This is a genomic window from Treponema sp. R80B11-R83G3, assembly GCF_054786115.1.
Window position 1 is genome coordinate 1 of the sequence record NZ_BDHF01000187.1, and the last position, 4,264, is coordinate 4,264.

Here is a 4,264-nt window from a genome sequence, read left to right on the forward strand (position 1 = left end):
TGTGGTACCAGCCGTTGCGCTGGCTGTTCATTCCCTGTTCCATGCTCCTAAGCCCGTGCTGGCCGGTCAGTTGGCTGAAGAGCATGGTGACAAATTGCGTCCAGCTTCTTAACCCTTTCCCCCCGTGATTTTAGGCAAAAACGGAGGTTTTATGGAGGCTAAAATTGACTGAAAAACCGCGTATTGTTATTGTGGAAGACCATCCGGTTATGCGCGAAGGGCTTGCGTCCTATTTTAACGGAACAGGGCGCTGGCAGGTAATGGGGACCGCATCTACTCTTGCGGGGGCCAAAGAATTACTGTCTCGTGTTCATGCGGACATTGCGTTACTTGACATTCAACTTGAAGACGGCTGGGGGCTTGACGTTATCCCCTGGTTTGTGGAACAAACCAAGCTTGCGGATAATGCCTCTCCCATTATGGCGGTATATTCCAGTTTTGACGATTATGCCCATGTAAACACTGCTATTGGCATGGGCGTAAAGGCTTATGTCTGCAAACGCCGCAGCGAGCGTGAATTGGAAGAAGCCCTGCAAAAAGCCCTAAGCGGCGCCGTCTACGTTGACGAAGCGGCGCAGGCAAAACTGCACAATGTAACCGATCTTATAAGCCTGCTTACAAGGCGCGAAATTGAAATAGTCAACCATGTAAAAGACGGCCTTTCCAACAAACAGATAGCCTCCCGTCTCGGCATAAGCTACCGCACGGTAGAAAGTATTCTCCACTGCGTGTATGAAAAAACCGGCATCAACTCCCGTCTGGAATTGCAGAAACTGTAAGGTGTCTGATATTTGACATCGCAATGATACCTTCACGTATACTTGACTATTTTTTGCATAATGAGAAATTCATCAATGGAATTTAAGCTGGCGGCCATTTCTGCTTCAGTGAGGATGGAAATAAAATCCCTAAATAATGTCATTAAACTTTTGTTATTTTCCATAATAATTATAAACTTTTCCAGTAACCGGGAGTGAAAAGAACAATAACAGTCCATAACTCCAACCGGCCTGCAATCATCACAAGCGAGTATAGTAATTTAAGATGAGGCTGAAAGATACTGTAATTACCATGCGGGCCGATTATGCCAAAGCCCGTCCCTATGTTGCCTGTAACGCAAAGAGCGGTACTGAAAGATGAAAAAAGATCGAATCCCGACGCGGCTGTCGCAAGAGTCGTTATGGCAACAATAATAAAGTAGAGAAAAATAAAACCCGCAACTCCGTACACTACGTCTTTGCGCCCGACTTTTTTATTAAGCTGGATGCTGAAAACACCCTGAGGGTAGAGTATGCGCCGGAACTCATTTATTGTTTGCTTGAAAAGTACCGACCATCGTATTACCTTAATGCCTCCCGCTGTGGAACCGGAACAGCCTCCGATAAACATTAGCAGAAAAAGAACCGCCTGAGCCAGACTTGGCCACGCGGAATAGTCCGCCCTTGCGTTTCCTGTGCTAGTCAGTATCGAAGCAGTTTGAAATGACCCGTAACGCAATGCGCTTCCAAAAGAACCGTATTGAGGAATTAGACTAAAGCTGATTACAAGCGCGGCAATTATAAAAATAGAAAAATAAACGCGACATTCGGTATTATTAAATACATCGCGGATTTTCTTTTGGAAAATTCTGTAATACAAATTAAAATTTAACGCTCCTAGCAGCATAAAGATTACGGTAACCCAGTCAATAAACGCACAGTTGTAATAACCGAATCCGGTATTTTTAGTGCTTACTCCTCCGGTAGACATTATTGAAAAACTGTGGCAAACCGCGTCAAACCAATCCATGCCTCCGATACGGTAAAGCAGGGCGAGGATAATAGTGAAAACGCAGTAAACACCCCATAGAATTTTTGCCGCTATAGTTATCCTCGGCGTTATTTTTTCTTTTTCGGGATCAGGAACTTCGGCTTTTATTAGCTGTAGCCCGCCGACTCCAAGAAGCGGCATAAGAGCGACGGTTAACAGAATGATCCCCATGCCTCCCGCCCAGTGGCCTATGCTCCGCCAGAGAATCAATGATCGCGGCAGTGATTCCACATCGGGGAAAGTTGTCGCCCCTGTTGTTGAAAAACTGCAAGAGCTTTCAAAAATTGCGTCGATTAGATTTATGCCTGATGGAGACAGATAATACGGAATGCTTCCGATAAGGCTGGAAAAAATCCATGTTAAAAATACTAAAAGGATTCCTTCCCTCGGCCTGATGCCGTGTGAATCTTTGCGTATAAAAAGAACGGCGGACAGAGCTAAAACAATTCCTGTTATTAAGGGAATTACAAAAGCCCGAATCATGGAAACTTCGGCAAGAACAATTGATGTTAATAAAGGCGGAATCATAAGGAGCGTTACTCCTCCAATGATGATTCCAAGCAGTCTGACAGTTGTTAAATGTTTTATTTTTGTTCTCATAATTTTATTTTGCCGTACCAAAATATTTTTCAAGTTCCGCTTCATTGCCGTTTTTAACAATTAAGACTACTTTATCGCCTGCTTTGTAAACATAATCTCCCTGCGGAATAAAAGATGTCTCACCTCGGTTCACCAGCATTAAAAGCCCGTTTTGAGGAAGACGGAAATCTTTTATGCTTTTTTCAACAGCTGGTGAATCTTCCGCTATTTCTATTTTAATAATACTGACGCTTCCATCTCCAAGGTTATGAACGTCGCTTATGCCTCTGCCCATTAAATGAGACAGTATTGAATCTACCACTACTGATTTAAGCGGGATTGCCACATCAACCCCAAGTTGATGCGCGATTGTTTTATGCCCGGGACTCATGACTAAAGCGATAGCGCGTCTGACTCCCAAAGATTTTAAATAAATTGCCGCGATGATATTGAGGTCCTGATTATCGGTTGTGGTAATGATGAGATCAAGGTCGCCTAATCTTTCTTCGGCAATAAAACTCTCATCGGAAATATCCTCGTTTAAAATAAGAACATTCTGAAATTTTGCGGACAGCTCTTTGCAGATATTGTAATCCTTTTCAATGATTATTACGCTGCGTTTGCTTTTTGGAAGAAAAGATTTTATGAAAGACAAAAAAAAATTCTTTTTCGTTTTCTTTGCCTCAAAGGAAATATCATTATTGGCTAAAAGTTCTTCGGCGATGAGTTCTCCCAACCGCCCTCCGCCGACGATGCCTATGCGATTGATAGGAGTTTCAGTTCTTCCCGCCAGATGAAAAACTTGATCCATGTTTTCTTCTCTAGTAATGATATGGATCAAATCTCCCGGGCTTAGGACTGTGGTACCTGAAGGAAGAAAACATTCCTTTCCGCGCTCGACCAGAGTAATAAGGCCTTCATCTCTGACGAAGGAATGAAAATCCAAAAGCGAAAGCCCGTCAAAGACGCTGCCTTTCGTAATATTGACAGAACCCAATTCGTAAGGGGTTCCTGAAAACTGCAAAATATTTCCCTGCGCTCCGTGCGATATTGCATTTAACACAGCATTTGCCGCTTCAATATCGGAATGAATAAATCGATCTATGCCAAGAATCCCCGCCCCTCTAAGTTCCGATAAATTGATTTTCATATAATCGTCATTTCTAACTTTGGCAATTTTTATCACTTTTGGATAACGGGAAGCGGCAAGTCCGCAAATAATCATATTAATCTCGTCAGAATCGGTCACGCAGACAAGCGCATCCGCTTTCGCGATTCCCGCTTCTTCAAGGGACTCAAGACTGTTCCCCTCGTCATGCAAAACCAGACAATCCAGCCGGTTAGACGCATGACGCGCCCTTTCTTCGTTTGATTCAATCAGGGACACGTCGTATTTTTCATGTATAAGGTGGCGGGCAAGTTGCGTTCCCGTGAAACCGGCGCCGATTATTATTACTCTCACATGGGTATTATAGCGTAAATGAGTATTTCGTTATATATACTTGTAATAGAAAATGTCATATTTACCATAATACAAATATTTTCATAAAATATCATTAGTGTCCAAAATAAAACAAAAAAAGATTGAAAAAGCGCGGCTCCCCATATAGAATGAATTGTCAACCACAACGAATTCGTTGCTATATAAGGAGTTAGCGCATGAACAAGCATAACACGATATTGGGACAAACGCTAGATCTAATTTCGAGATCTCGTTTTGAAAAACTGGTAAAAGAGCATAAAACGGAACACGGGGCCAAAGGGTTAAGAAGCTGGACGCAATTTGTCACCATGCTCTTCAGCCAACTGACCGGCCAGCACGGGCTTAGGAGCATGGAACAGGGAATGAACAGCCAGCGCAACGGCTGGTACCACA

The 4,264-nt window shown here is 43.2% G+C and carries 4 protein-coding genes and 1 pseudogene; 2 read left to right on the plus strand and 3 right to left on the minus strand.

Going from position 1 to position 4,264, the window contains the following annotated elements:
• Window positions 1-118 (minus strand): annotated as a pseudogene (locus ACYVRH_RS12425) (DUF4372 domain-containing protein); the annotation flags it as partial.
• Window positions 119-164: 46 nt separating this feature from the next.
• Between ACYVRH_RS12425 and ACYVRH_RS12430 the strand changes: the two are divergent.
• On the plus strand, window positions 165-779 hold the full coding sequence (locus ACYVRH_RS12430) for a response regulator (RefSeq protein ID WP_461257217.1): 615 nt from the start codon (window positions 165-167) through the stop codon (window positions 777-779).
• Window positions 780-948: 169 nt separating this feature from the next.
• Here ACYVRH_RS12430 and ACYVRH_RS12435 read toward each other — a convergent pair whose 3' ends face one another.
• Both ACYVRH_RS12435 and ACYVRH_RS12440 read right to left on the minus strand, forming a co-directional pair.
• The gene (locus ACYVRH_RS12435; protein ID WP_461257218.1) at window positions 949-2,409 is read right to left on the minus strand and encodes a potassium transporter TrkG; all 1,461 of its coding nucleotides are present in this window, start codon (window positions 2,407-2,409) and stop codon (window positions 949-951) included.
• A gap of 4 nt (window positions 2,410-2,413) precedes the next feature.
• Window positions 2,414-3,850, minus strand: a complete 1,437-nt coding sequence (locus ACYVRH_RS12440) for an NAD-binding protein (RefSeq protein WP_461257219.1) — start codon at window positions 3,848-3,850, stop codon at window positions 2,414-2,416.
• A 197-nt stretch (window positions 3,851-4,047) separates the two neighbouring features.
• Here ACYVRH_RS12440 and ACYVRH_RS12445 point away from each other — a divergent pair.
• Window positions 4,048-4,264 (plus strand): DUF4372 domain-containing protein (locus ACYVRH_RS12445; protein ID WP_461257220.1); only part of this gene is annotated, 217 nt, incomplete at its 3' end.